This is a genomic window from Janthinobacterium sp. SUN073 (assembly GCF_030397665.1).
GTDB lineage: Bacteria > Pseudomonadota > Gammaproteobacteria > Burkholderiales > Burkholderiaceae_D > Janthinobacterium.
Genome location: NZ_JAPUBT010000002.1, coordinates 172,584 through 194,967, shown reverse-complemented (window position 1 = coordinate 194,967; position 22,384 = coordinate 172,584). Strand labels below are relative to the sequence as shown.

20 protein-coding genes are annotated in these 22,384 nt (G+C 64.1%); 8 read left to right on the top strand and 12 right to left on the bottom strand.

Annotated elements, in window-relative coordinates; all coding sequences use genetic code 11:
• Positions 1–68: 68 nt before the first annotated feature.
• Positions 69–923: a hypothetical protein gene (locus O0882_RS08795; RefSeq protein ID WP_289947084.1), complete on the top strand. Its 855-nt coding sequence runs from the start codon at positions 69–71 to the stop codon at positions 921–923.
• Positions 920–1,582: a hypothetical protein gene (locus O0882_RS08790; protein ID WP_289947082.1), complete on the top strand. Its 663-nt coding sequence runs from the start codon at positions 920–922 to the stop codon at positions 1,580–1,582. Before O0882_RS08795 ends, O0882_RS08790 begins: the two co-directional genes overlap by 4 nt.
• Positions 1,583–1,661: 79 nt before the next feature.
• Here the strand turns inward: O0882_RS08790 and O0882_RS08785 are convergent, their stop codons facing one another.
• Positions 1,662–1,910, bottom strand: coding sequence for a DUF3297 family protein (locus tag O0882_RS08785; protein WP_101481332.1), 249 nt, complete (start codon positions 1,908–1,910; stop codon positions 1,662–1,664).
• Between the two features lie 111 nt (positions 1,911–2,021).
• Complete coding sequence (locus O0882_RS08780) at positions 2,022–2,423, bottom strand: GFA family protein (protein WP_289947079.1); 402 nt, start codon at positions 2,421–2,423, stop codon at positions 2,022–2,024.
• Positions 2,424–2,539: 116 nt separating this feature from the next.
• On the opposite strand from O0882_RS08780, the gene O0882_RS08775 reads away from it, so the two are divergent.
• The 4 genes from O0882_RS08775 (at position 2,540) to O0882_RS08760 (ending at position 5,453) form a co-directional block, all read left to right on the top strand.
• Positions 2,540–2,920 (top strand): hypothetical protein, encoded by a 381-nt coding sequence (locus tag O0882_RS08775; protein ID WP_289947077.1) that lies wholly within the window; start codon positions 2,540–2,542, stop codon positions 2,918–2,920.
• 7 nt (positions 2,921–2,927) lie between these two features.
• Entirely contained in the window at positions 2,928–3,257 is a 330-nt protein-coding gene (locus O0882_RS08770) for a hypothetical protein (protein WP_096235484.1), read from the top strand.
• An 85-nt stretch (positions 3,258–3,342) separates the two neighbouring features.
• Positions 3,343–4,785 carry a serine hydrolase domain-containing protein gene (locus O0882_RS08765; protein WP_289947074.1) on the top strand — a complete coding sequence of 481 codons (1,443 nt, stop codon included), beginning with the start codon at positions 3,343–3,345 and terminating at the stop codon, positions 4,783–4,785.
• A 20-nt stretch (positions 4,786–4,805) separates the two neighbouring features.
• Positions 4,806–5,453, top strand: coding sequence for a hypothetical protein (locus O0882_RS08760; RefSeq protein ID WP_289947072.1), 648 nt, complete (start codon positions 4,806–4,808; stop codon positions 5,451–5,453).
• Here the strand turns inward: O0882_RS08760 and O0882_RS08755 are convergent.
• Positions 5,446–6,018: a type 1 glutamine amidotransferase family protein gene (locus O0882_RS08755; protein ID WP_289947070.1), complete on the bottom strand. Its 573-nt coding sequence runs from the start codon at positions 6,016–6,018 to the stop codon at positions 5,446–5,448. The two genes, O0882_RS08760 and O0882_RS08755, sit on opposite strands and share 8 nt — an antisense overlap.
• A gap of 199 nt (positions 6,019–6,217) precedes the next feature.
• On the opposite strand from O0882_RS08755, the gene O0882_RS08750 reads away from it, so the two are divergent.
• Entirely contained in the window at positions 6,218–7,867 is a 1,650-nt protein-coding gene (locus tag O0882_RS08750) for a phosphoethanolamine transferase (protein ID WP_289947068.1), read from the top strand.
• A gap of 70 nt (positions 7,868–7,937) precedes the next feature.
• On the opposite strand, the gene O0882_RS08745 is transcribed toward O0882_RS08750, so the two are convergent.
• Both O0882_RS08745 and O0882_RS08740 read right to left on the bottom strand, forming a co-directional pair.
• A complete protein-coding gene (locus O0882_RS08745) occupies positions 7,938–8,711 on the bottom strand; it encodes a ferredoxin--NADP reductase (RefSeq protein WP_102123883.1) in 774 nt (257 codons plus the stop codon).
• A gap of 233 nt (positions 8,712–8,944) precedes the next feature.
• Positions 8,945–10,093 (bottom strand): acyltransferase, encoded by a 1,149-nt coding sequence (locus O0882_RS08740; protein ID WP_289947064.1) that lies wholly within the window; start codon positions 10,091–10,093, stop codon positions 8,945–8,947.
• Between the two features lie 261 nt (positions 10,094–10,354).
• Between O0882_RS08740 and O0882_RS08735 the strand changes: the two genes are divergently transcribed.
• Entirely contained in the window at positions 10,355–11,860 is a 1,506-nt protein-coding gene (locus O0882_RS08735; protein WP_289947062.1) for an anion permease, read from the top strand.
• Between the two features lie 21 nt (positions 11,861–11,881).
• Here the strand turns inward: O0882_RS08735 and O0882_RS08730 are convergent, their stop codons facing one another.
• From O0882_RS08730 to O0882_RS08700, 7 genes are all read right to left on the bottom strand, one after another.
• Positions 11,882–12,256 (bottom strand): hypothetical protein, encoded by a 375-nt coding sequence (locus O0882_RS08730; protein ID WP_289947061.1) that lies wholly within the window; start codon positions 12,254–12,256, stop codon positions 11,882–11,884.
• Positions 12,257–12,276: 20 nt separating this feature from the next.
• Positions 12,277–14,817, bottom strand: a complete 2,541-nt coding sequence (locus tag O0882_RS08725) for an EAL domain-containing protein (protein WP_289947058.1) — start codon at positions 14,815–14,817, stop codon at positions 12,277–12,279.
• Positions 14,814–18,488, bottom strand: coding sequence for a response regulator (locus O0882_RS08720; protein WP_289947056.1), 3,675 nt, complete (start codon positions 18,486–18,488; stop codon positions 14,814–14,816). The genes O0882_RS08725 and O0882_RS08720 overlap by 4 nt, the downstream gene beginning before the upstream one ends.
• A 27-nt stretch (positions 18,489–18,515) precedes the next feature.
• Positions 18,516–19,685, bottom strand: a complete 1,170-nt coding sequence (locus O0882_RS08715; RefSeq protein ID WP_289947055.1) for an ABC transporter substrate-binding protein — start codon at positions 19,683–19,685, stop codon at positions 18,516–18,518.
• Positions 19,686–19,794: 109 nt separating this feature from the next.
• Positions 19,795–20,802: an NADP-dependent oxidoreductase gene (locus tag O0882_RS08710; RefSeq protein WP_289947054.1), complete on the bottom strand. Its 1,008-nt coding sequence runs from the start codon at positions 20,800–20,802 to the stop codon at positions 19,795–19,797.
• A gap of 34 nt (positions 20,803–20,836) precedes the next feature.
• The gene (locus O0882_RS08705; RefSeq protein ID WP_289947053.1) at positions 20,837–21,646 is read right to left on the bottom strand and encodes an oxidoreductase; all 810 of its coding nucleotides are present in this window, start codon (positions 21,644–21,646) and stop codon (positions 20,837–20,839) included.
• 96 nt (positions 21,647–21,742) lie between these two features.
• Positions 21,743–22,351 carry a TetR/AcrR family transcriptional regulator gene (locus O0882_RS08700; RefSeq protein WP_289947051.1) on the bottom strand — a complete coding sequence of 203 codons (609 nt, stop codon included), beginning with the start codon at positions 22,349–22,351 and terminating at the stop codon, positions 21,743–21,745.
• Positions 22,352–22,384 lie beyond the last annotated feature (33 nt).

Here is a 22,384-nt window from a genome sequence, read left to right as displayed (position 1 = left end):
ACAGTGTTGCTAGAGGGGAATCGTCTATGATATGCCTCCTTCGCACCTTGCGACCTTTACTGGATGCCATGCTGTCCCTCTCCTTTTGCCGCCTGGCGGCGGCCGCCACGCTCGCCGCCGCCATCGTGCCTTGCGCGCAAGCGCAAGCGCCCTACGTGCCGGTGATGCGGCAATACGGCGACTTCGTCGTCACGCGTGACCGCCACGACCCGCTCGTTACCTTGACTTTCCGCCGGCACGGCTACTGGCCCGGCGGCGCGCGCGAAGTGGTGGAAGTGCGGCCCCTCAAAGCCACGCGCGAGGGCCAGCCCATGTTGCTGGCGTTTACCAAGGGCTATACGGGACAGGGCACGATATTGATCGGCGTGCAGAATGGCGAACCGCTGATGCGTCCCATCAGTCCCATGCAGCGTGACAGCATGGTGCGCACGGAGCGCGACCCCGAATGGGGCGTGCCGCAGCCGGGCCGTCCCGAACTGCTGCTGTTTGCCCGCGATGGCCGCGCGCTCGACACGGGCACGGGCGAACTGCTGTGGTTTGACGTGCCGGGCGGCGTCACGGGCGATTATGCGCCCGCCATGCTGGTCTCCGTCTCGCCAGACGGGCGGCGCGGCGCCTATCTCGCCAGGAAGCTGACCAAGTTGCAAGTCATCGTCGCCACGCGCGACGACGGCGTGGCCGGCGTGCTGGCCTTGCCGCCCGATACTTATCAACGGTGGCTGAAACCGTTGTCGGATGCCGCTTCAGAACAGGCGGGCGCCGCCATCAAGGCGCGCCAGGGCCGCACGGATTCGAACCGCATCCGGCGCGAGCTGGAACTGGCCTGGTTCGGCCAGCAATTTCAATGGAAACAAGGCAAGAATGGCTGGCAAGTGACGGGGCTGGGCCTCAGTTCAACGCCGCCAGAAGGAAATCAGCCATGACACTACCTAAACTCCTCGTCGGCTGCCTCGCCGCGTCCTTGCTGGCCGGCTGCGTGCACGGCGAGCTATTCCCCAAGGATTACCTGGCACAAGATATCGACAAGCAAGAAGCGTTGCTGGAACTGGATGTGGTCTTCGGGCAGGCGCCCGATGACAAGCTGACGTCGCGCGTGACGGCCCGCAACACGGTGGAATACGCGGGCGCGCCGCACATCGTCGTGCCGTTCTACCAGAAGGGCCTCGGTTTCGACCAGGGTTTTGCCGGCACTTACATGTTTGCCGTGGTATATCCAGTTGCCAAGGTCGAGACGGCCACGGCCAGCAGCCGCGTCTTCGGCCAGCGGGTTGATGCCCAACACGTCGAAGGCCAGCAGCCGGGCAGTCCGCGCTACCGCTTCCGCGTGCCGGGCAAGGCGCAGTGGAACAGCAATGAAACCTTCATGCTGGGCTTTGAGCGCAAGGGCCGCCGCGAAGAAATCACTTTCCGCTTCAGCAACGAGCAAAGCTGCCCGTCCGCCTTCCTGGCCAGCACGCCCCAATATGGCTTCCCCATCAAGGTCGTCGCCACCTTCAAGGACAATAAAGGCTGCCTGAAAGTGTGCGACAGCCGCGACCAGTGGCCCGGCTTTTGCGCTTACCAGCCGCCACCGGCGGCTTGATCGCTACGCGGCTGAGCAATACCTGCAGACGTAAAAAAGGCCGATGGAAATCGGCCTCGATGACAGCTGTAGGTGTTGCTTAGCGGTAAAACGCTTCGACTTTGCCCTTCAGCTTGATCTGCAGCGGACGGCCGCGGCGGTCGAGGGACTTGGTGGAAGCGACCTTGATCCAGCGTTCGCTGATGCAATATTCTTCCACATCAAGTCGTTCCTTGTCGTTGAAGCGGATGCCGACGTCATTCTCGAACACGGCTGCAACGTGGAAAGGGCTGCTAGGGTCGATCGACAGGCGATCGGGCAATGGGGGTAAGGTGGTGGTATCGTTCATGGGCGTAATTATCGCCCAGAATGCGGATCCAGACAACGGGGACCGCATGCTTATCTGGCCGCCCGCGACATGACGTCCCCCGCATCTCCTCTCCCTGGCGTCCTTCTTGCCTTACAGATGCCGCGTTTCCTGCGGCGGCGTGTCCCACTCGTCATGCCAGCCATCGACAAAGGTGACGGGCACCTGGGCCAGTTCGGCCACCGACGCATCGTCGAGGCAATTCACGCCGATGCCGACAAACGGGCCGCTGCGCACAGAATCGCCGCGACCGAACGGCCGCACGCCGCAATGGCGGCAAAAATAATGACGTTCGCGGCCGGCGCCGAAGCGGTATTCGCTCAAGTCCACTTCTCCGGCCAGCAGGTGGAAGGCCGAGGGCGGCACCAGGCTGGCCCAGCAGCGGATTTTCAGGCAATAGGAACAATTGCAGCGCAGGCTAGTGGCCGCCAGGTCGATCTCGGCCGCGAAGCGCACGGCGCCGCAGTGGCAACTGCCATGGTAGGTTTTTTTCATCGTGGCCCACTTTACAGGGTTGCCGTACTGTCATGCAACTGCCGGCATGGCGACCGTGCGGCGTCGGCCAGGCCGCGCACTATAATGGCGCCTGTTCAAGAGAGAGGAGTCGCAGCATGGAAATGCGCATGACCGACAGCCTGCGGCAACAGGCATATGCACAGGCGGCGGCCTTCGTGCAGACGCTCGACCTGCGCGATCCGCTTGCGCTGCAACTCGACTGGTCGCTGTCGCCGGGCGTGGCCGACGAGATCATCGAGATGCTCGACAGCTATTTTGCGGCGAACCAGGCGCTGTCGCTGGCGCCGCTGGCCGAGGCCTTTGTGCCGGGCAAGGGTGGCCGTCCCGCCGTCGATGTGTATGCCACCGATTGCGGGCCGCTGGGTCTGGAATGCCTGTTGCTGGCCGATGGCAAGCCGGGCGAAGCGACCTTGCACCTGGAAATGTCCGGCCACGATGGCGCGCTGCGCCTGCATTATCAATACATCGGATCCTGAGGGCAGCATGACCGTACCGATCAGCAAAACACAGCAGCGTATCTGCGACAAATTCGGCTTGCCGGCGCAGGCGCCCGAGCCCATGGTGGCCCTGGCCATCGGCAGCCTGGACCAATCGCCCATCTACGGCACGCGCATCGTGCTGCCAGAAAACGGCACCATCAGCTGGTTTATCCACTGCGGCGAACACGACGACGCCAGCGGCTTTTACCAGCCCCTGCATGCGGAACACCTGCATGACATGCTGCCGCAAGTGGTCGATTACCTGGCCTTGCCCAGCGGCGCCAAATTCATTCTCGACCGCGAAGGCTATGAAGATGTGTGGCTGGAAGAGTAACTTTCTTACTGGCAAGATTGTCGTTGACGTTGATAAATAGGTATGGGATGCTGCGATTCCGTTTGCAACTGTCGAAAGCCGCATAGTGAAGCCACGCCTTCCGTCCGTCCTGCTCGTCATGGCGCTAGCCGCCGCCCCCGCCAGCCAGTCTCAGGCATCGCGCGCGGAACAGGAGATTGCCGCCTTCGTGCGCAGCGAAATGCGGGAGCGCCAGATTCCAGGACTGCAACTGGCGGTGATCCAGGGTGGCAAGGTCGTGCTCAAGCGCAATTTCGGCCTGGCCAGCCTGCAATACCAGGTGCCGGTGACGGACGCCAGCCTGTTTTCCATCAATTCGGCAAGCAAGGCGTTTGCCGGCGTGGCCGTGATGCAGCTGGTGCAGGAGGGCAAGATCGACCTGGCGGCGCCCATCGGTCAGTACCTGGCGGGACTGCCATCGGCCTGGCAAGCCGTGACGGTGACGCAATTGCTCAACCATACTTCGGGCTTGCCCGATGTGCTGGACCAGCGCAGCGGCAAGCTGGTGGGGCCGCAGCCGGACGACGCCGACGCGGCGTGGACAGCCGTGCAGGCGCTGCCGGTGGAAGCCCAGCCAGGCGAACGCTATCGCTATAACCAGACCAATTACGTGTTGCTGGCACAATTGATCGAGCGGCAAAGTGGCCAGCCCTTTGTCTCCTTCATCCAGCGCCGGCAGTTTGACGTGGCCGGCATGCCGCACAGCGGCTTTGGCGACGCGAAGGACGTGGTCGCGGGCAAGGCCAGTTCCTACGTGCTGGACCGGGGCGGCAATGCTTACCGTAACGTGATCGAGGATTTCCCCGTGTTCATGCGTGCGGGGGCCGGCATCAACAGCAATGCGGGCGAGCTGGCGAACTGGCTCATCGCACTGCAGTCGGGGCGCTTGCTGGCGCCCGCCAGCGTGGCACGGCTGTGGCAGCCGACCAGCTTGAATGACGGCAAGCCGGCGCCGTGGGCGCTGGGCTGGCCCATCATCGGCCGCGATGGCCACCGCGCCGTGGCCGGCATCGGCGGCGCCCGTTCCGCCTTTTATGTGTATCCGGATGATGGCCTGGCTGTCATTATCCTCAGCAACCTGGCCGGCGGCCAGCCGGAACAGCTGATCGATACCGTAGCCGGCTTCTATATTCCCGCCCTGCGCCAGCAGCGGGGCGGCGCGTATGCCGCGCATTTATTGCGCAACAAAGCGGCCAGCACAGGCTTTGAAGGGCTGGAGCAGAAACAGGCGGCCATCCGGCGCCAGCACGGCCTGTCCGCCCCCACCGAAGACGACTTGAATGCCTGGGGCTACCGCCTGCTGCGCCGGCAGCAGCCGAAACAGGCGGTCGCCGTTTTCCAGCTAGGTGTGCAACTGTACCCGCAAGGGGCGAATGGCCACGACAGCCTGGCCGAAGCGTACGAGGCCGATGGCGCCACGGCGCTGGCCATCACGCATTACCGCCGTTCGCTGGAGCTGGATGCGGGTAACATGCATGCGGTGGAACGCCTGAAAGGCCTGGAGAACTAAGGCATGATGGAGAATGCAATATGAGCGGTATTGTCAAGTCGTCCAGGGTATCGGCCTGCCAGTTGGTGTTTAAGCAGGGCAGGGCGCCCGTGGATGTCCGCGTCCAGCTCGACTGGGAATGCGTCAGCGGGAGCCTGATGGGGACCTGCGGCCAGGTGTGCGTGAGCGTCGTGTATACGGATCCGGAGCCCCCGTTGCGAGCGCGTGCCAGCCATTGTTACAGGGAAAAAATCTTCCATGCGCAGGGAGTGGGCCTGGTCTTGCACATCATCGACTTCCAGTTGCCGTCGGCCCTGATGCAGTGCGGCATCGGCACCCTGATCTGGTCGCGCATCTACCGGGTGCTGGACGACGCTGGCCTGCTGCCTATGCAGCTGACCGGCGGCTTGAGCGGCAAGGATGCGACAGTGTGCCATGTGAATGCGGACGGACTGCAAGTGTGGCATGACATCGAGGGCAGATCAGAACTCGGCAGGATACCGAATACCGTGCGCAGAAATGCCTTCTGGAACCGCATGCTTGATACGACAAACGGGCGCTTTGACTGCGATCCCGCCGGCGCAGGAGGTTTTTCCGGCTGCTTCATCGATCCGGCGGCCCATCTTTCATACCAGCCGGCGTTCACGGTAGTTGAGCTGGGTGCTGTGGAGCCGGGCGGAATCAGCTAGGCTGGCCGTGCTCGGCCCCGTGCATGGCCAGGTAGGCCGTCAGGTTGTCGTCGTGAATGCCCAGGCTGCGCAGCACTTCCCGCGTAAAACTGACGGGCGCCGTGCCCGGTGCCGTAACGACACGCTGGTCGGCCACGGCCCACGGTACGTCCTGGTACAGGGCCGCGCCCGCATAGCCCGTTTGCAACAGGTTGTCCGCACTGTTGGACGTATGGCGCACGGTGTCGAGCACGCCTGCCTGCGCCAGCACGCGCGTGCCGTCGCAAATGCCGGCCAGCACAATATTCTTGTCGCGGGCGGCACGCAGCAAGGGACCCAGGTCGGGCGCCTTGCCGCTTTGCCAGTGGCTGCCGCCACACACCATCAGCAAATCGAGTTCATCGAGCACAATCTCTTCCAGCGCCAGTTGCGGCGTGACCAGCATGCCACCGGATGAGGTGACGGGCAGGCCGCCCGGCGTGGCGAACTGCGTGTAAAAGCCGTAATACAGGCGCGCCGTGGAATTGATCAGGGCGGTTTCCCAATCGGCAAAGTTCTCGGTCAGTATGGTGATGGCACGTGTCATGGAGTGTCCTGTCGCAGGTGGAGATATCAATGTTACAGGCTGGCTAGCCTGCTGGTGCCGAAAGCATAATAAAAAGCACTGACAATTTCTGTCAGGAGCGCACATGAATTGATGGTGCAGGTGGCAAGGGACTACGCTACAATCGCTGGCCCGTTCGCGCGGGCTTGTCCCTGTTCAATGCTTACTTCCTGTCGCCTCCATGCTGATTCTGTTTTGCCGTGTCCTGTTCAGCATTGCTGGCCTGCTGTTGTTCTTCCTCTTCGATCAGTTAAGTGCGAACGAATGCCTGAAATTGTGCGTCTTGCTGGCGGCCTTCCTGCTTGGCGTGGGCGGCGTGCTGCACGCGTGGCGTGGCAGTTCCAGCACCAGCGCGGTCACCGTGCTGCTGCGCATCGTGGTGCCCGTGTTTTACCTCGACGCCGCCATCAAGGGCTTCTTGCGTGGCTATTTTGGCATGCGGCCCAATCCGAATGCCGTTTTACAGGCGATGTTTGCGACAGATCAAGCCGAGACGGGCGAGTTTTTCCTGCACAACAGCATCGCGCTGGCGCAAGCGGCAGGCTGGTTTGTGCTCGTGACGGCGGCCGTGCTGCTGGCCGACCGCCAGCTGTTGCGCTGGCAAGCGGCGCGCGCCAGTAGCGCGCCGGGCCTGGCGCAAAAATGCTTTGCCATCAGCATGGCCGTTTTTCTTGTGCTGCTGCACGTCAATACCACCATGCGGCGCGAAAATCCGGCCCTGTTCTGGCCGCTGCGCTACCAGCAGTACAGCGCCCAGCTGGCAGCGATGCAATCGATGCAGCAGGCGCTGACGGCGGCCATGGCCGCGCCGCGCGACTGGCATGTGCGCTATGCGGGCGAGGATGCGCGCACCGTCATTCTGGTGATCGGCGAGAGCACCAATCGCGCCTCGATGTCGCTGTACGGCTACCCGCGCGCCACCACGCCCCGGCTCGATGCCATGCGTGCGAAACTGCTGGTGTTCAATGATGTGATTTCGCCCGCATCCAGCACGGTGGAATCGATGATGACGATGCTCACGCCGGCCGATATCGGCAACCCCGATGCGTGGATGGCCAAGCCGAATTTGCTGATGCTGGCCGAGGCGGCCGGCTACAAGACGTTCTGGGTCTCGAACCAGACGCGCAACGACGGTTGGATCGGGCTGCTGGCGGGCCAGGCCGATGAAAGCGACTTCATCAACTACGGTACTGGCCGCGGCGAAAACAATTTCGACGGCAACCTGTTCCAGCCGTTCGCCCACGCGCTGGCCGATACGGCACCGAAAAAGCTCATCGTCGTGCATTTGCTGGGCGCCCATCCCAGCTACGACATGCGCTATCCCCGCCACTTTGCGCATTTCGACCAGGCGCGGGATGCCGTCAGCGCGCAGATGGCCAGCCAGGGCAGGTCCAGCTGGATACGCCACCAGCGCGATGAGTACGATAACGCCATCCGCTATGGCGATTATGTGCTGGGCACCCTGATCGGCATGGCCGACACAGCCAAGGCCGGGCGCGCCGCCTCGCTGCTGTTCGTTTCCGACCATGGACAGGAAGTCGGCTACAGCCGCAATCACGCGGGCCATTCCGCCTCCGACAAGAGCGGTTATGAAATTCCCATGTTGATCTGGAACAACCAGCAAGCGCCGCAATCGGGGGCCGCGCGCGCCGCGCTGGAAAACCGGCCGTATCAGACGGACAAGCTCGATGCGACCGTGCTGGGCTTGCTGAAGATCGAGACGCGCTATTACGCGGCGCATGACGATATCCTCAGCGGTGCCTTTCAGCCCGTGCAGCGCTTCATGAATGGCTTGCACTACCAGCGCGGCACGCCGGCGCTGGTGCGCTGAGCCGCCAACAAAAAAGGCCCGGTCCCGCCGCAAGCTGCGGCGGGACCGGGCCCCTGGAGAACACGCTGGATTACTTCTCGGCGAACGCGCGCTCGACGACGAAGTCGCCAGGCGTCGAGGTATTGCCTTCCTTGAAGCCACGCGCTTCCAGCATTTCCTTCAGGTCGCGCAGCATGTCCGAGCTGCCGCAGATCATGACACGGTCTTCGGCCGGGTTCAGCTCCGGCAAGCCCAGGTCTTCGGCCAGTTTGCCGTTCTCGATCAGTGCCGTGATGCGGCCCATGTTGCGGAAATCTTCGCGCGTCACGGTCGGGTAGTAGCGCAGCTTGTCGCTGACCATTTCACCCAGGAATTCATGCTTCGGCAGGTGTTCTTCCAGCAGCTCGCGGTAGGCCAGTTCATCGACCTGGCGCACGCCGTGCACGAGGATCAGCTGGTCGAAGCGCTCGTAGATGTCCGGATCGCGCACGATGCTGAGGAATGGCGCCAGGCCCGTGCCCGTTGACAGCATGTACAGGCGTTTGCCTGGCAGCAGGTAGTCGGACACCAGGGTGCCCGTCGGCTTGCGGCCGACGATGACGGTGTCGCCCACTTGCAAGTGTTGCAAACGCGACGTCAATGGACCGCCCGGCACCTTGATGCTGAAAAATTCCAGGTGCTCTTCGTAATTGGCGCTGGCGATACTGTAGGCGCGCAGCAAGGGCTTGCCATCGACGCGCAGGCCGATCATGGTGAAATGGCCATTCGAGAAACGCAGCGACGGGTCGCGCGTGGTGGTAAAGGAGAACAGGGTATCCGTCCAGTGGTGCACGCTTAAAACGCGCTCTTCATTCATCGAACTCATAGTATTTGTTGGCTGGTCAAAAAAATGGTTAGTTGCTGGCAACTGCTGGCAAAAGTGAAACCCTGTGTAGGCCCAGACGCTATTGTACTGGCGTCCACACGAAATTGTTACCGTCTATCGCCGCCATTGCTGCCGCACGCGGTGCCGACATTATAGTGCGAATGGCAAGGCGGGGCTGAAATTCGCCCGGAAACGGGCGGTGGGCATGCGCTCTCTTGACCTGGCTCACTTTTTCAAGGCGTCGCTCCAGGGCTGTCGCCCGCGCGCGCAGGCGCGGGCGCGGCGGCGCCCAGGAAGCGCCGGCGCAGGGCGGCATTCGCCGGTTCGGACACATAGCGGGCGACGAGGGCGGCCACCAGCGCCGTCGCAGCCAGGAACAGCGCCAGCCACGGCAAGCGCTCCGCATAGCCCAGACCCGCCTTGTCGACCACGTTACGCATGGCGGCCAGCACGATGATATGGAACAAGTACAGCTCATAGCTGTGGCGTCCCAGCCATTGCAGCGGGCCGGAGCGGCCCTGGCTGGTCGTCTGGCCCGCCGTGGCGCCCACGATGAAGGCGGCGCTGGCCAGCGCGATCGCGCTGAAGCCGAAGGCTTCATGGCCGCCGATGCCGCGCACGTACACGGCCGCCAGGGCCAGGCCCGCCGCCCAACGCAACAGTTGCCCGGCACGCGCGCCCGGCTGCCAGTGTTGCGTCAGCAGGGCCGTCAGGCAGCCGATGGCGATGGCGTCGAAACAGGCAAGGTAGCCGTACATGAAATAGATTTCGTTGTCCGCGTGCAAGCTGCGGTAGACGGGGCCGGCCACGATGGCGGCGCCACACAGCAGCATGATCGCCTGGCGCCGGCGCAGCAGGCGGCACGACAGCGGCAACAGCAGGTAAAACATTTCCTCGACGGACAGCGACCAGTACACGTTCAGGCAGTAATTGAAATACCCGGCGCTTTGCATCAGCACGTTGTGCCAGAAGGTCAGCACGGAAGCGATGGCGATGACGAAATAGCTGGCTGGCAAGTCCTTGCCGCCATCGGAATTGGCAAAGAAGGGCACGTCCAGCACGCCCAGCAGCACGATCAGGGACAGGGCCAGCAGCAGAGACGGTAGCAGGCGGGCGATGCGGTAGGCATAAAACACGGCCAGGTCGATGCGCGCCAGGTCGCCCCAACGGCGCAGCGAGGTCGAGGTGATCAAATAGCCGGAAATGACGAAAAACATGGTCACGCCGTAATTGCCCTGGTAGGCGGCTTTCAATAGCCACGTCGGCAGAACGACGAGCGGGCTGTTCTTCAAGCCATAGGCCAGCGCGAAGTGCAGCAGCAGCACGCACAGGATGGCCGCGCCGCGCAGGGCGTCGATATGATGGTTGCGGGTACTATTCACTGTGGTTCCTTGTTATGTATGGCGACTTATGGGGCAATTATGCGACATGTGTCGCTTGCCGGTCAACGATTATGCAGATAGTCGGTGTCGAAAGCGGCAACGGGGCGAGGACAGGGAAGTCTTGCGTGTATGATATTGCCGAACAGAATTGTTGGGCATCTGTCATCTTGCGGGCGCGGTTTTTCGTGCCTGCCGGCCCATGAATCTGCGTGCACGATTCCGGCCGCCACGATGCCTGACCCACAGCGAAAGGTAATAAAGATGTATAAAACAGTGCGCGACATGTTCCTGCATTTCAAGGAAGCCGTCCCATTCCGCCTCGTCCCCGCCCTGATCTGCACGGTCTTGCTGGTGAGCATGCTATTGCTGCCGGCACCCGATGGCTTGACGCCGAAGGCCTGGGGCCTGGTGGCGATCTTCCTCACCACGATTCTGGCGATCATATTAAAAGTCATGCCGATCGGCGTGATGGCCATGATGGCCATCGTCATCGTGTCATTGTCGCAAGTGACCTCGACCTCGTCCAAGGGCGCCATCACGGATGCGCTCAGCAGTTTTTCGAATCCCTTGATCTGGCTGATCGTCGTGGCGATTTTGATCTCGCGCGGTCTGAAAAAGACGGGGCTGGGCAGCCGCATCGGCCTGCTGTTCATTTCGCTGCTGGGCAAGCGCACCATGGGCATCGGCTATGGCCTGGCAATTTGCGAACTGGTGCTGGCGCCATTTACGCCGAGTAACACCGCGCGCGGCGGCGGCATCGTCCATCCCGTCATGAAATCGATCGCCAACGCCTTCGATTCGGACCCTGCCAAGGGCACGGAAGGGAAAGTGGGCACGTATCTGGCCCTCGTCAACTACCACGCCAACCCGATCACGTCGGCCATGTTCCTGACGGCCACGGCGCCCAATCCGCTGGTGGTCGATTTCGTCGCCAAGGCCAGCGGCCAGAGTTTCCACCTGACGTGGACCACCTGGGCCCTGTGCATGCTGCTGCCGGGCCTGGTCTGCCTGCTGGTGATGCCCCTGATTATCTACTGGCTGTCGCCGCCGGAACTGAAGGCCACGCCCGACGCCGTCACCTACGCCAAGGCGGAATTGAAAAGCATGGGCCCGCTGTCGCCGTCGGAAAAGGTCATGCTGGGCACCTTCGCCCTGCTGCTGTTGCTGTGGGCCAACGTGCCCGCCATGCTGTTCGGCCCCGCGTTTTCGCTCGATGCGACGGTCGTCGCCTTCGTCGGCTTGTTCGTGCTGATCATTACCGGCACCATCGACTGGGACGACGTGCTGTCGGAAAAAAGTGCCTGGGATACCCTGGTGTGGTTCGGCGCGCTGGTCATGATGGCCGAGCAACTGAACAAGACGGGCGTGATCGCCTGGTTTTCGGCAGGCATGAAGGCGGCCATCGTCGCCAGCGGCATGGACTGGCTGCCGATCGCCGGCGTCCTGGTGCTGGTGTTCGTCTTCTCGCATTACTTCTTTGCCAGCACGACGGCCCACATCAGCGCCATGCTGCTGGCCTTCCTGACGGTGGGCCTGCACCTGATTCCCGCCGAATACCACGTACCGTTCATGCTGATGATGACGGCTGGTTCGGCCATCATGATGACCCTGACCCACTATGCCACGGGCACGTCGCCCATCATCTTCGGCAGCGGCTTCGTGACGATGGGCAACTGGTGGAGAGTCGGTTTCATCATGTGCGTGGTGGAACTGCTGATCTTTGCCGTCGTCGGCACGACGTGGTGGAAGGTGCTCGGTTACTGGTAAGGTGATACGACGAGCTGCCCCTCAAGGCAGCTCGCCGCGCACGACCTGTAGCAGATAGGCGCGCGCGGCGCCCCGTTCCATGCCTTTTTCTTGTAGTAGTGGCAACAATTGTTCAAACAGCTGGCGCCGCTGCAGAGATGCCTCGGACGTGTCGCGCCGGTCCGAAAAGAAATCCATCAGGGTCGAGCCGCACAGGCAATTGCGGTAGACCTCGACGATGGCAATGTTGTTGTCATCGAAACTTTGCTTCAGCCCGGAAACATTCTGGCGCATGGCCTGCGTCTGCAGTATGAACTCGTCCGCCGTGGCGAAGACGCGGCCGCAGCAGGCGCAATGCTTGGGAAAGGCCGCTTCGGCCAGGGCGCGCAAGCCTTCGAAGAATAGTTGCTCCTGCATGATGGCTCCTGGTGGCGTGCCTAGGCGGCACGGTTGCTGATCTCGATGCCATGGGGCCCCCGTGGCGGCCGCTGTATGCCCGATTCGAAGCGCAGGAAGGCTTCGCGCAAATGCTCTTTCAACAGGGTTTCGTCCCACGGCTTGGTGATGAACTTGTACACCGAGCCTTCGTTGATGGCCGCCGTGACCGAATGCAGCTCAGGATAGCCGGACAACATCACGCGCACGATCTCCGGATAGATACCCTTGATGCGGCGTAATAGTTCGTTGCCGGACATGCCCGGCATGCGCGCATCCGTGAGGATTACGCCCACCGCATGGGAGGCGACCAGTTCCAGCGCTTCCTCCGGCATGGTGGTGCTGAGTATCTGGTAGCCTTCCTTGCGCAGCGAGCGGCGCAGGGAGGACAGGATATGCTCCTCGTCGTCCACCAGCAGCAGCACGCGCTGCGGCGCGTCGGCATGGCAGTTGTCCGGCGGCAAATGGGTACCGGCATGCAACATCAGATCCATCTCGGCGCCGGGCAGGGGACGGCTGAAGTAGTAGCCTTGCATGGCGTCGCAGTGATTGGTATTGAGAAATCCCAATTGTCCCTCCGTTTCCACGCCCTCGGCCACCGTGGTCATGTGCAGCGACTTGGCCATGGCGATGATGGAGCGGGTCAGCGAAGCGCCGTCCACGCTGTCGGTCACGTCGCGGATGAACGATTGATCGATCTTCACTACGTCGATGGGGAATTGCTTGAGATAGGACAAGCTGGAATAGCCAGTGCCGAAATCGTCCAGCGACAAGGTGACGCCAATTTCCTTCAACTGTTCCAGTGCCCGCACCACCAGGTCGCGGTTTTGCATCAGCACGCTCTCCGTCAACTCCAGTTCCAGGCAATCGGCCGGCACGCCGCTTTCCGCCAGCACTGCGCGTACCAGTTCCGGCATGTCGACCTGGCGGAACTGGCGCGCCGACACGTTGACGGCCATCGTCAGGTGCGCAAAGCCGTAGGCATGCCAGACGCCCAGTTGCGCGCAGGCCGTGCGCAGCACCCATTCGCCGATGGGAATGATCATGCCAGTTTCCTCGGCCAGGGGAATGAAGCGGTCCGGCGGCACCAGCCCGATGCCGGGCCGGCGCCAGCGCAGCAGCGCTTCCATGCCATAGATTTTCCCGCTGCTGAGGTCGACCTTGGGCTGGTAGTGCAATTCCAGTTCGTCCAGCGCCAGCGCCTGGTGCAGGGCATGTTCGATTTCAGCCCGCTCTTCCACCAGCACGCCCATCTTGTGGTTGTAAAACTGGAAACCGTTGCGGCCCTTGTCCTTGGCGCTGTAGAGGGCCGCATCGGCCGTCTTCAGCAGTATGTCGCCGCTGTCTCCGTCGGAGGGAAACACACTGGCGCCGATACTGGTGCTGACGTGCAGGGTGTGTTCGCCCAGTTGGAAGGGCTCGGCGAACACCGCCAGCACTTTCTTCACGATCTGTTCGGCCGTATCGAGGTCGGGCAGGTCCGTCAGCAGGATGACGAACTCGTCGCCGCCCTGGCGGGCCACGGTGTCGCCTTCGCGCACGGCCCCCTTCAGCCTGCGGGCCACCTCCCGCAGCAGCGCATCGCCCACCGGGTGGCCATAGCTGTCGTTGACGAACTTGAAACGGTCGAGGTCCAGCATCAGGGTGGCCAGATGCAGTTTGGTGCGGCGGGCGTGGACGATGGCCTGGCCGATGCGGTCGTTCAGCAACTGGCGGTTGGGCAAGTCCGTCAGCGCATCGTGGTTGGCCAGGTACTCGATGCGCAATTCCTGCCGCTTGCGTTCCGTGATGTCCTGCACGGTACCGCGCATCAGCAGCACTTCGCCGCCTTCGCGTACCGCCTCGGCCTGGTGGAAGACGATGTGCTCGCCGCCATCCGGCTGCAGCACCCGGTGTTCCAGGCTGTAGCTGGTGCCGCTGGCATGCAGTTCCATGAAGGCCTCGAGCAGCAGGGGCCGCTGATCTTCCGGCAGGCACTGCAGCAGGCGCTCGAAGCTGGTGGGGCCGGAATCGGCCTCCAGGCCCAGGATGCGCAACAGTTCCGGTGACCAGTAGCCATCGCCGTCGGCGATCCGGTATTCCCAGTTGCCCAGGCGGGCCAGCGCCTGCGCGTGGCTGAGGCTTGCCTGGATACGGCTCAACTCGGTTAGCGCGCTGCTGGCGCGCAGCAGGTAGCGCAGACGGTGCGCCAGCAGGCGCCATTGCATCGGCTTGGAAATAAAATCGCTGGCGCCCGCTTCCAGCGCCTGCTTGATGGAGTCATCGTCATCGTTGCCGGTGAGCACGACGATGGGCACGTGCGCGCCGCCGGGCAGCCGGCGCAGCTGTACGCAGCATTCGAAGCCGCTCATGCCAGGCATGGCGACGTCGAGCAGGATCAGGTCAGGCACGCCGCGCTGGAAGGCGGCCAGCGCTTCCAGGCCGCTGGCCGCTTCCTCGATGCGGAAGCCTTCCGGCTCCAGTGCTTCTGTCACCAGGAAGCGCGTCATGGTGTCGTCATCGACCACCAGGACCAGTGCTTGCGGGGGGAGTGCGGTATTCATATGGCTTCCTTTTCAATGGCCAGGGCGGCGAGGACACGGTCGAGTTCTTGCTGGATGCCGCGGATATGCTGCAGTGCGCTGGCGACGTCATTGCTGCGCGCGTATTGTTCGATTTCACGGCAGGTGGCCGACAAGCCCAGCGCGCCCACGTTGGCGCAGCTGGACTTGAGCGTATGCGCCGCCAGCTGCAGCGCCGCGGCGTCGCTGGCGCCGGCCGCCACTTCCAGCTGGCCCAGCAGGCGCGGGGCGTCGCTGTAGAACAGGTCGATGATGCGGCCCAGCACATCGGGACGGCCGGGACGGCGCATGGCGCGCAGGTTTTGCAGGGCGGCCGCGTCGAGGAGGGCGGCCGGTTCGGCCGGCGCCTGCTGGATAGCCTGCGCCGTCACTGCCGGCGTCTGCGCTGCCTTTGGTGCGGCGGACGCCGGGCGCCAGCGGGCCAGCACGGCCAGCAGGGCGGCGCGCGTATATGGTTTGGCGAGGTAATCGTCCATGCCCGCGTCCAGGCACAGTTCGCGGTCGCCCAGGATGGCATTGGCCGTCAGGGCGATGATGGGCGTGCGCTCACGGCCTTGCTGGGCTTCCATGCGGCGCAAGCGCCGCGTCGCTTCGAAGCCGTCCATTTCCGGCATCTGGCAATCCATCAGGATCACATCGAACGGGGAGCGCTCCCACAGGGCCAGCGCGCGCCGCCCGTTGTCGGCCGGCGTGGCCTCGTAGCCGGTATCTTCCAGCATGGCCAGGGCGATCTCCTGGTTGATCGCGTTGTCTTCCACCAGCAGCATGCGCAGCGGCGCCTGGCCCGCGTCCGCGCCATCGGTATCGGGCGCGGCGGACAGGGCCGGCATGGCAGGCATGGGTGGCATGGGTGGCGCCAGGGTGCCGAAGCCGCCCACGGCTTCGATGCAGTGGCGCAATTCCAGCGCCCGCACGGGCTTGGTCAGGCAATATTCCACGCCCAGCGCCGTCACCTGGCGCAGCTCGGCCGAGGCGTCCAGTGAACTGAGCATGATGATTTTCAGCGCCGCCATGCCGGCGTCGGCCTTGATCTCCCGCACCAGTTCGGCGCCATCCATGACAGGCATGCGCATGTCGATGATGGCCAGGTCGAACGGGCGTCCGCCGCGCAGCGCGCCTTGCAGCAGGCCCAGCGCTTCGGCGCCGTCGGCGGCGCTGGCGGCGGCCATCTGCCACTCGATGGCGTGCTGCAGCAGGATATTGCGGTTGGTGGCATTGTCGTCGACGATCAGCACGTGCAAGGCGCCCAGCGACACGCGCGGCGCCGGCGCCGGTGGCGCATCCGCGGGCGCCACCTTGCCCACGACGACGGTCACGGCGAAGCTGGAACCCAGGCCTGCTACGGATTTGAGGGCAATGTTGCCGCCCATCATCTCCACCAACTGCTTGATGATGGCCAGGCCCAGTCCCGTGCCGCCGTATTTGCGCGAGGTGGTGCTGTCGGCCTGGCGGAATGGCTGGAATACGGCCGCGGCGGCTTCCGGCGCCATGCCGATGCCCGTGTCGCTCACTTCCAGGCGCAACTGGCCGTCGGCGGGACTGCTGACATCGACGGAAATTTCGCCCCGTTCGGTGAACTTGGTGGCGTTATTGAGCAGGTTGGTGAGGATCTGGCGCAGGCGCACGGGGTCGCCGCGCACGTGCTGCGGCACGTCGGGGGCGATGCGGCAGGTGAATTCGATGGCCTTGCGCTGGATGCCGTTGGCAAACAGCGCCACCACGTCGTCGATCATCTGGCGCAGGTCGAAGGGGATGTGTTCGAGCACCAGCTTGCCCGCCTCGATCTTGGAAAAGTCGAGGATGTCGTCGATGATGCTCAGCAAGCTTTCGCCCGACCGGTGGACCGTGTGCACGAAACGCTGCTGCTTGGGGCTCAGTTCAGTGCGCTGCAGCAATTCCGTCATGCCCAGCACGCCATTCATCGGCGTGCGGATTTCGTGGCTCATCTTGGCCAGGAATTCCGATTTGGCGCGGTTGGCGGCGTCGGCCTCGGCCTTGGCTTGCGTGAGCGCCAGGTCGCGCTGTTCCACGTGTTCGAGCATGCCGTTGAAGCCCGTGATCAGCTGCCCCAGCTCATCGCTGCCGTGCTGCGCCACGCGCACCGACAGCGCCTTGCCGTCGCGGATATGCGCAATCGCGTAGGACAGGCGCGCCAGCGGCCTGGCGATGGATGCGCTGATCAGGCCGGTGATGGCCACGCAGGCCAGCAGCAGCACCAGCGCGATGCCGAGGATCAGCACGAAGGCATGCCGCACGCCATCGCGCACCCTGGCCACCGCCTCCTGCTGCTCGTGCGTGATGCGCGCCACCTGCTGCGCGGAATAGGCGGCCTGTTCGCGCTCGAAGGTACGCACATGGCCGATGACCTCGTCGAGGGCCGCCTGGCTGTCGAGCACGCTGCCCTTGGCTTGCACCAGCCGTTGTCCCGAGCGTTCCACCGCGTCCAGGTAGGTGTTGACGGTCCGCGTTTCGGCCAGCAAGCCCAGCTGGCCTATGCTTTGCAGCAAAGTCTGCACGGTGGCCATGTCGCGGTGCAGGGCGCTGATGCGGCGGGCGATATCGTGGCCCAGGCGCGTGACGCCGCCGGCGGCCGTGGCCAGCATGACTTCGCCCACGTCGATGCTGATGGCGTCGACGGCAAGGTTGATTTCGCCGCTGGCATCCTCGATGCGGGCCGAGGTGTGCATGTAGCGGCTGGCCTGCTCCAGCCGGTCGCGCCCTATCGCCAGTTGCAATTCGATGGGATCGAGTTCCTCGGCCAGGCGCAGGTGGGCGGTGGCCAGGGCGGCGCTGATTTGTTCCTTGAGAGTAAGATAGGCAGCCTGCTGCGCCGCGCTGGCGCCGCCCTCGGCCAGCAGTCCCGCGCGCAAAGCCAGCAAGCCGGCGGCAGGATCGAGCAGCTGGTGCGCCGTGGCCAGCAGTTTCGCCCGCAGGGTTTGCTGGGTCGGGCTGATGTCGCGCTCGCCGGTGCCCGCCAGGTGCGCCACGGCAGCGGCGAGGCGCTCGCGCAAGGGGGCGATGCGGAAGCGGCTCTTCACGGCCTCCGTTTCGGCCAGCGCGATCTGCATGTCGTGGATGCTCTGGCGCAGATCCGTCAGGTAGCGGGCGTTCTGGTTCAGGCGCTGGCTTTCCAGCTGCACCTCGGCGGCCGTGGCCTGGGCCTGGCTGTCGACCAGGCGGATATTGCCCCGCGCGCCCTTGGCGGCGGCCTTGATCTGCGCCAGCAGCTGGCGCATCTCCGTCGCCTGCGCCTTGTAATAGGCCTCGTTTTCCAGGCGTTTGCGCACGGCGAGGCGCATGCGCTGGAATTCCCGTTCGAAGGCCGCGTGGTAGCGGGGCGCCTGCGATTCGCCATGGCGCCGCAAATCGTCGCTGATACTCTCGGCGGTCTGGATATTGGCGACGATCTTGTTCGACACCTGCTCCAGCTGCGCCAGGTCTTCCGCCTTGCCCAGCTCGAAAAAGTCCGAGGCCATATCCTGCACGGTATAGCGCAGGCGCAACACGTCCGTGTACTGCGGTACCGTCTCGTCGGTCAAATCGTGCACATGGGTTTCGATGCCCTTCACCAGCAGCAGACCCGTCGCCGCCATGGCTGCCACGCCCGCCAGCAGGACGGCGCTACTGACGATCAGCTTGGTCTTGATTTTCACGCCATGCTCCGGGGGAAGGGGGGCGCATCACTTCGCGCCAGGCGCCAGGTCGGCGGGGACGATCCTGCCATCGGCGATGCGGGTCAGGAAAACGGCCGTCGATGCCTGGTGGTCGTCTGGTCGTAGCGTCACCTGCAAGCCGCCGAGATCGAGCCGCTCGAAGGTTTCGAAACTCCGGATCAGGCGTTCGCGCGTGAGGTCCGCGCCCGTGCGGCGCAGCGCCGCCACCATCAGCGTGGCCGAGATGCAGCCCTCGAAACTGACGAACGACAGCTTGGCCGCCGGCACATGTTTGGCCAACAGGTCGGCGCATTCGGCGGCGATGGGCAGCGTGCGTTCCTCGGGCAGGGGCACCACCTGCGAGATCAGGATGTTGTTGCCTTCCGTGCCCAGCAGTTGCAGCAGGCTGTCCGTGCCGACAAAGGACACCGTGGCCAGGGCCGCCTTCAGCCCGGCATGGCTTGCCTCGCGCACGAACGCCGCCACCGGGGTGTAGGGGCCGGCCATGATGACCACCTGCAAGTCGTGGCCGATCAGGGCCGCCAGTCCCGCCTTGACGGCCGTGGTGCCGCGCTGGAAGGCGCCCTTGGCGACGAGTTCCATGCCGCGCCGCTGCAGCGCGTGCACGGTGCCGTCGAGCACGGCATTGCCGAAGCCGTCGTCCTGGTACAGGACACCGAAGCGCTTGATGCCACGGCTGACGAAATACTGTACCAGGGCATCGGACTCATCGTCATAACTGGCGCGAAAGTTGATGATTTCATGCACCACGGGGCGGCGCAAGGTCATGGCGCCCGTAAACGCGCCCACCAGCGGCACCTTCATTTCCTCGACGATCGGTATGACGGCGTTGGTGGTAGGCGTGCCCACGTTGCCGAACAGGGCGAATACCTGCTTGTCCTCGATCAGCCTGAGCGTTTCGCTGATGGCCCGGTCCGGGTCGTAGCCATCGTCGGCGACTACCAGCTCGATGCTGCGGCCGTGGATGCCGCCGCGCTGGTTTGCTTCCTGGAAAACGGCCGTCGCGCCATCGAGCATGGCCCGTCCCAGCCCGGAGGCCGCCCCGGTCTGGGCATTGACCATGCCGAGCCGGATGTGCGTATCGGTCACGCCCGGTTCGGCGGCATGGACCATGCCGGCCGCGACGGTGATGGCGAAGCAGCAGCATTGCGGGAAAAAGCGCGGGAAAAAGCGCATGAGCTACCTTTATCGAGGTTGACCGGTATCAACAGGTACCGGCTTGACAACGAGTATGGAGGAAATTGCCAACGCAAAACTCACACATAGTCACAGTTCCAAAGGCGACTCAGGAAACGGGCATCCGCACCACCACCTTGCCGCGCGCGCGGCCCTGCGCCAGGTAGGCCAACGCCTGTTTCGCCTCAAGAAAAGGAAACACCTGGTCGATGACGGGGCGGATGCTTCCCGCTTCGACCAAAGCGGCGATCTGCGCCAGCTGGCCGCCGTCGGGACGCACGAAGTGGAAGGCATAGCTGGCGCCGCGCCGCCGCGCCAGGCCGATGATCTTGCGGCTGAGCAAACCGAACACCAGCTTCAGCACCACATGCATGCCGCGCGCGCGGGCGAAAGCGGCATCTGGCGGGCCGATCAGCGAGACGATATGGCTGCCAGGCTTGACGATGCGCATGGCCTTTTCCAGGCCGTCGCCGCGCAGCGTGCCCAGCACGGCGTCGTAATCACGCAGCACCTGCTCGAAGGGCTGTTTCTTATAATCGACCACTTCGTCGGCGCCCAGGCCGCGCAGCAGTTCGACATTCGCCGTGCTGGTGGTCGTGCCCACGCGGGCGCCCAGGTGTTTGGCCAGCTGGATGGCGAACGTGCCGATGCCGCCGGAACCGGCCGGGATGAACACTTTCTGGCCCGGTTGTAACTGCATGCGCTCATGCATGGCTTGCCACGCCGTCAAGCCCACCATGGGTATCGAGGCCGCCTGCACGAAATCGAGGTTGCAGGGCTTGAGGGCGGCAGCCTGCTCGGGCACGACGGCAAACTCGGCCAGGCTGCCGTATGGCGTGTCGAAAATACTCGCATACACGGCGTCGCCCACGTGAAAGCGCGTGACGCCGCTGCCGACTTCCTCCACCACGCCGGCCAGGTCGCTGCCCAGGGTGGCCGGCAAGCGCAGCTTTATTATCGGCTTGAAGTCTCCCCTGGGGATCAGGTTATCGATGGGATTGAGTCCCACGGCGTGCACCCGCACCAGCAGCTCGCCGGGGCCTGGCGTGGGGCGGGGCAGTTCGGCAAACGCCACCTGATCGAGGCCGCCGTATTTTGTCAATTGCATGGCTAGCATGATGTTCTCTCTGAATGCTGTGAAATGCTGGCGTTCAGGCCAGGCGCAGGTCCTTGCGCAAGCCGGCGTCCATCAGCGCGGCGGGCAGGAACCGGCGCATCAGGCGCAAGCGTGCCGCCAGCGGCCCGGCCGTGTAGCGCAATTTCGGCTGGCGCGCCTGCGCCGCCGCCAATACCGTGTCGGCCACGACGCCAGGGTCATCGGCGCCGGCCATCAGCGCTTGCAGCCGGCTTGTGACGGCCGCGCTCACTTGCCGGTAGGCGGACAGCGGGTTATCTGGCGCCAGCAGGTTGGCTTCGAACGTGGTTTTCGTATAGGCCGGTTCGACGACGCTGGCGCGGATGCCCCAGCCGCGCACTTCATGGTCGAGCGATTCAGTGTAGCCCTCGATGGCGTGCTTGGTGGCGGAGTACAGCGCGCCATAAGGCATGGGCAAAAAGCCAACGACGGAACCGATATTGAGGATGCGCCCGCCGCCCTGGGCCCGCATGTGCGGCAGCACGGCCAGGGTCATGCGCACGACGCCATAAAAATTCGTGTCGAAGATGGCTTGCGCCTGCGCCATGCTGCTTTCCTCGGCGCCCGCCGGGGCCACGCCGAAACCGGCGTTGTTTACCAGCAGGTCGATGCGGCCTGCGCGTTGCATCACCTCGTCCACGGCGGCAGCGACAGACGCATCGCTGGTGACGTCGAGCGCCAGCATCGCATAAGCGGCTGCGGCCGCCTGGCTACCGCGGCGGCTGGTGCCGTACACCGTGTAGCCCGCTTGCGCCAGGCGCCGGGCCGTGGCCGCGCCGATGCCGGACGAGGCGCCGGTGACGAGGGCAATCTTGTTGTTCTTCATGGCAGTCCTTCAGTGGTTGATAGCGTAAAATATGACGGTCGTCATATTGTTGTTTCAAAAAAAACCCGGGACGGTTCAAAGCCTCGGGCGCTGCGGCTAGTTTGTGTCTTGAAACTGCGCCAGGGTGGCCGCGCACAGGGCGTCCGACAGGGCCGGCTCGTCGACGGCGCGCGCCAGGATGGTGGCGCCGATCATGGCGCACACCGTCACCATGGCTTGCGCGTGCGCTTCGGGCTGGCCCCAGTTGGGCATCTGGCGCGCGAACAAGTCGATCATTTCCTTGATGTGGATGGTGGCGGCGCGCCGCACTTCGGGCGCCTGGCGCGGCATTTCCGAGCCCAGCGCCGAGACGGGACAGCCCACCTCGATGGCGGCGATGTGTTCGGGTGACAGGTAGGCCGCCAGCATGGCCTGCAGCGCCTGGCCGGGCGGGGCGGCGGCCGCCACCCTGGCCGCCAGCGCCACCGATTCGGCGCCCGCGCGGTCGCCCGCTTCGGCCAGCAGGGCGTCGCGCGAGGCAAAGTGCGCGTAGAAGCCGCCGTGCGTCAGGCCCGCTTCCTTCATGATGTCGGCCACGCCTGTGCCCGCATAGCCGCTGCGGCGGATGGCGCGCGTGGCCACTTCGACGATGCGTTCGTGGGTGGCTTCCTTGCGGCTTTGTGCCGATGGTTTCTTGGTCGATGAATTCTGCATGATGATCATCATATAGTATTTTCAAAAACCGCGCAGAACCTGTGC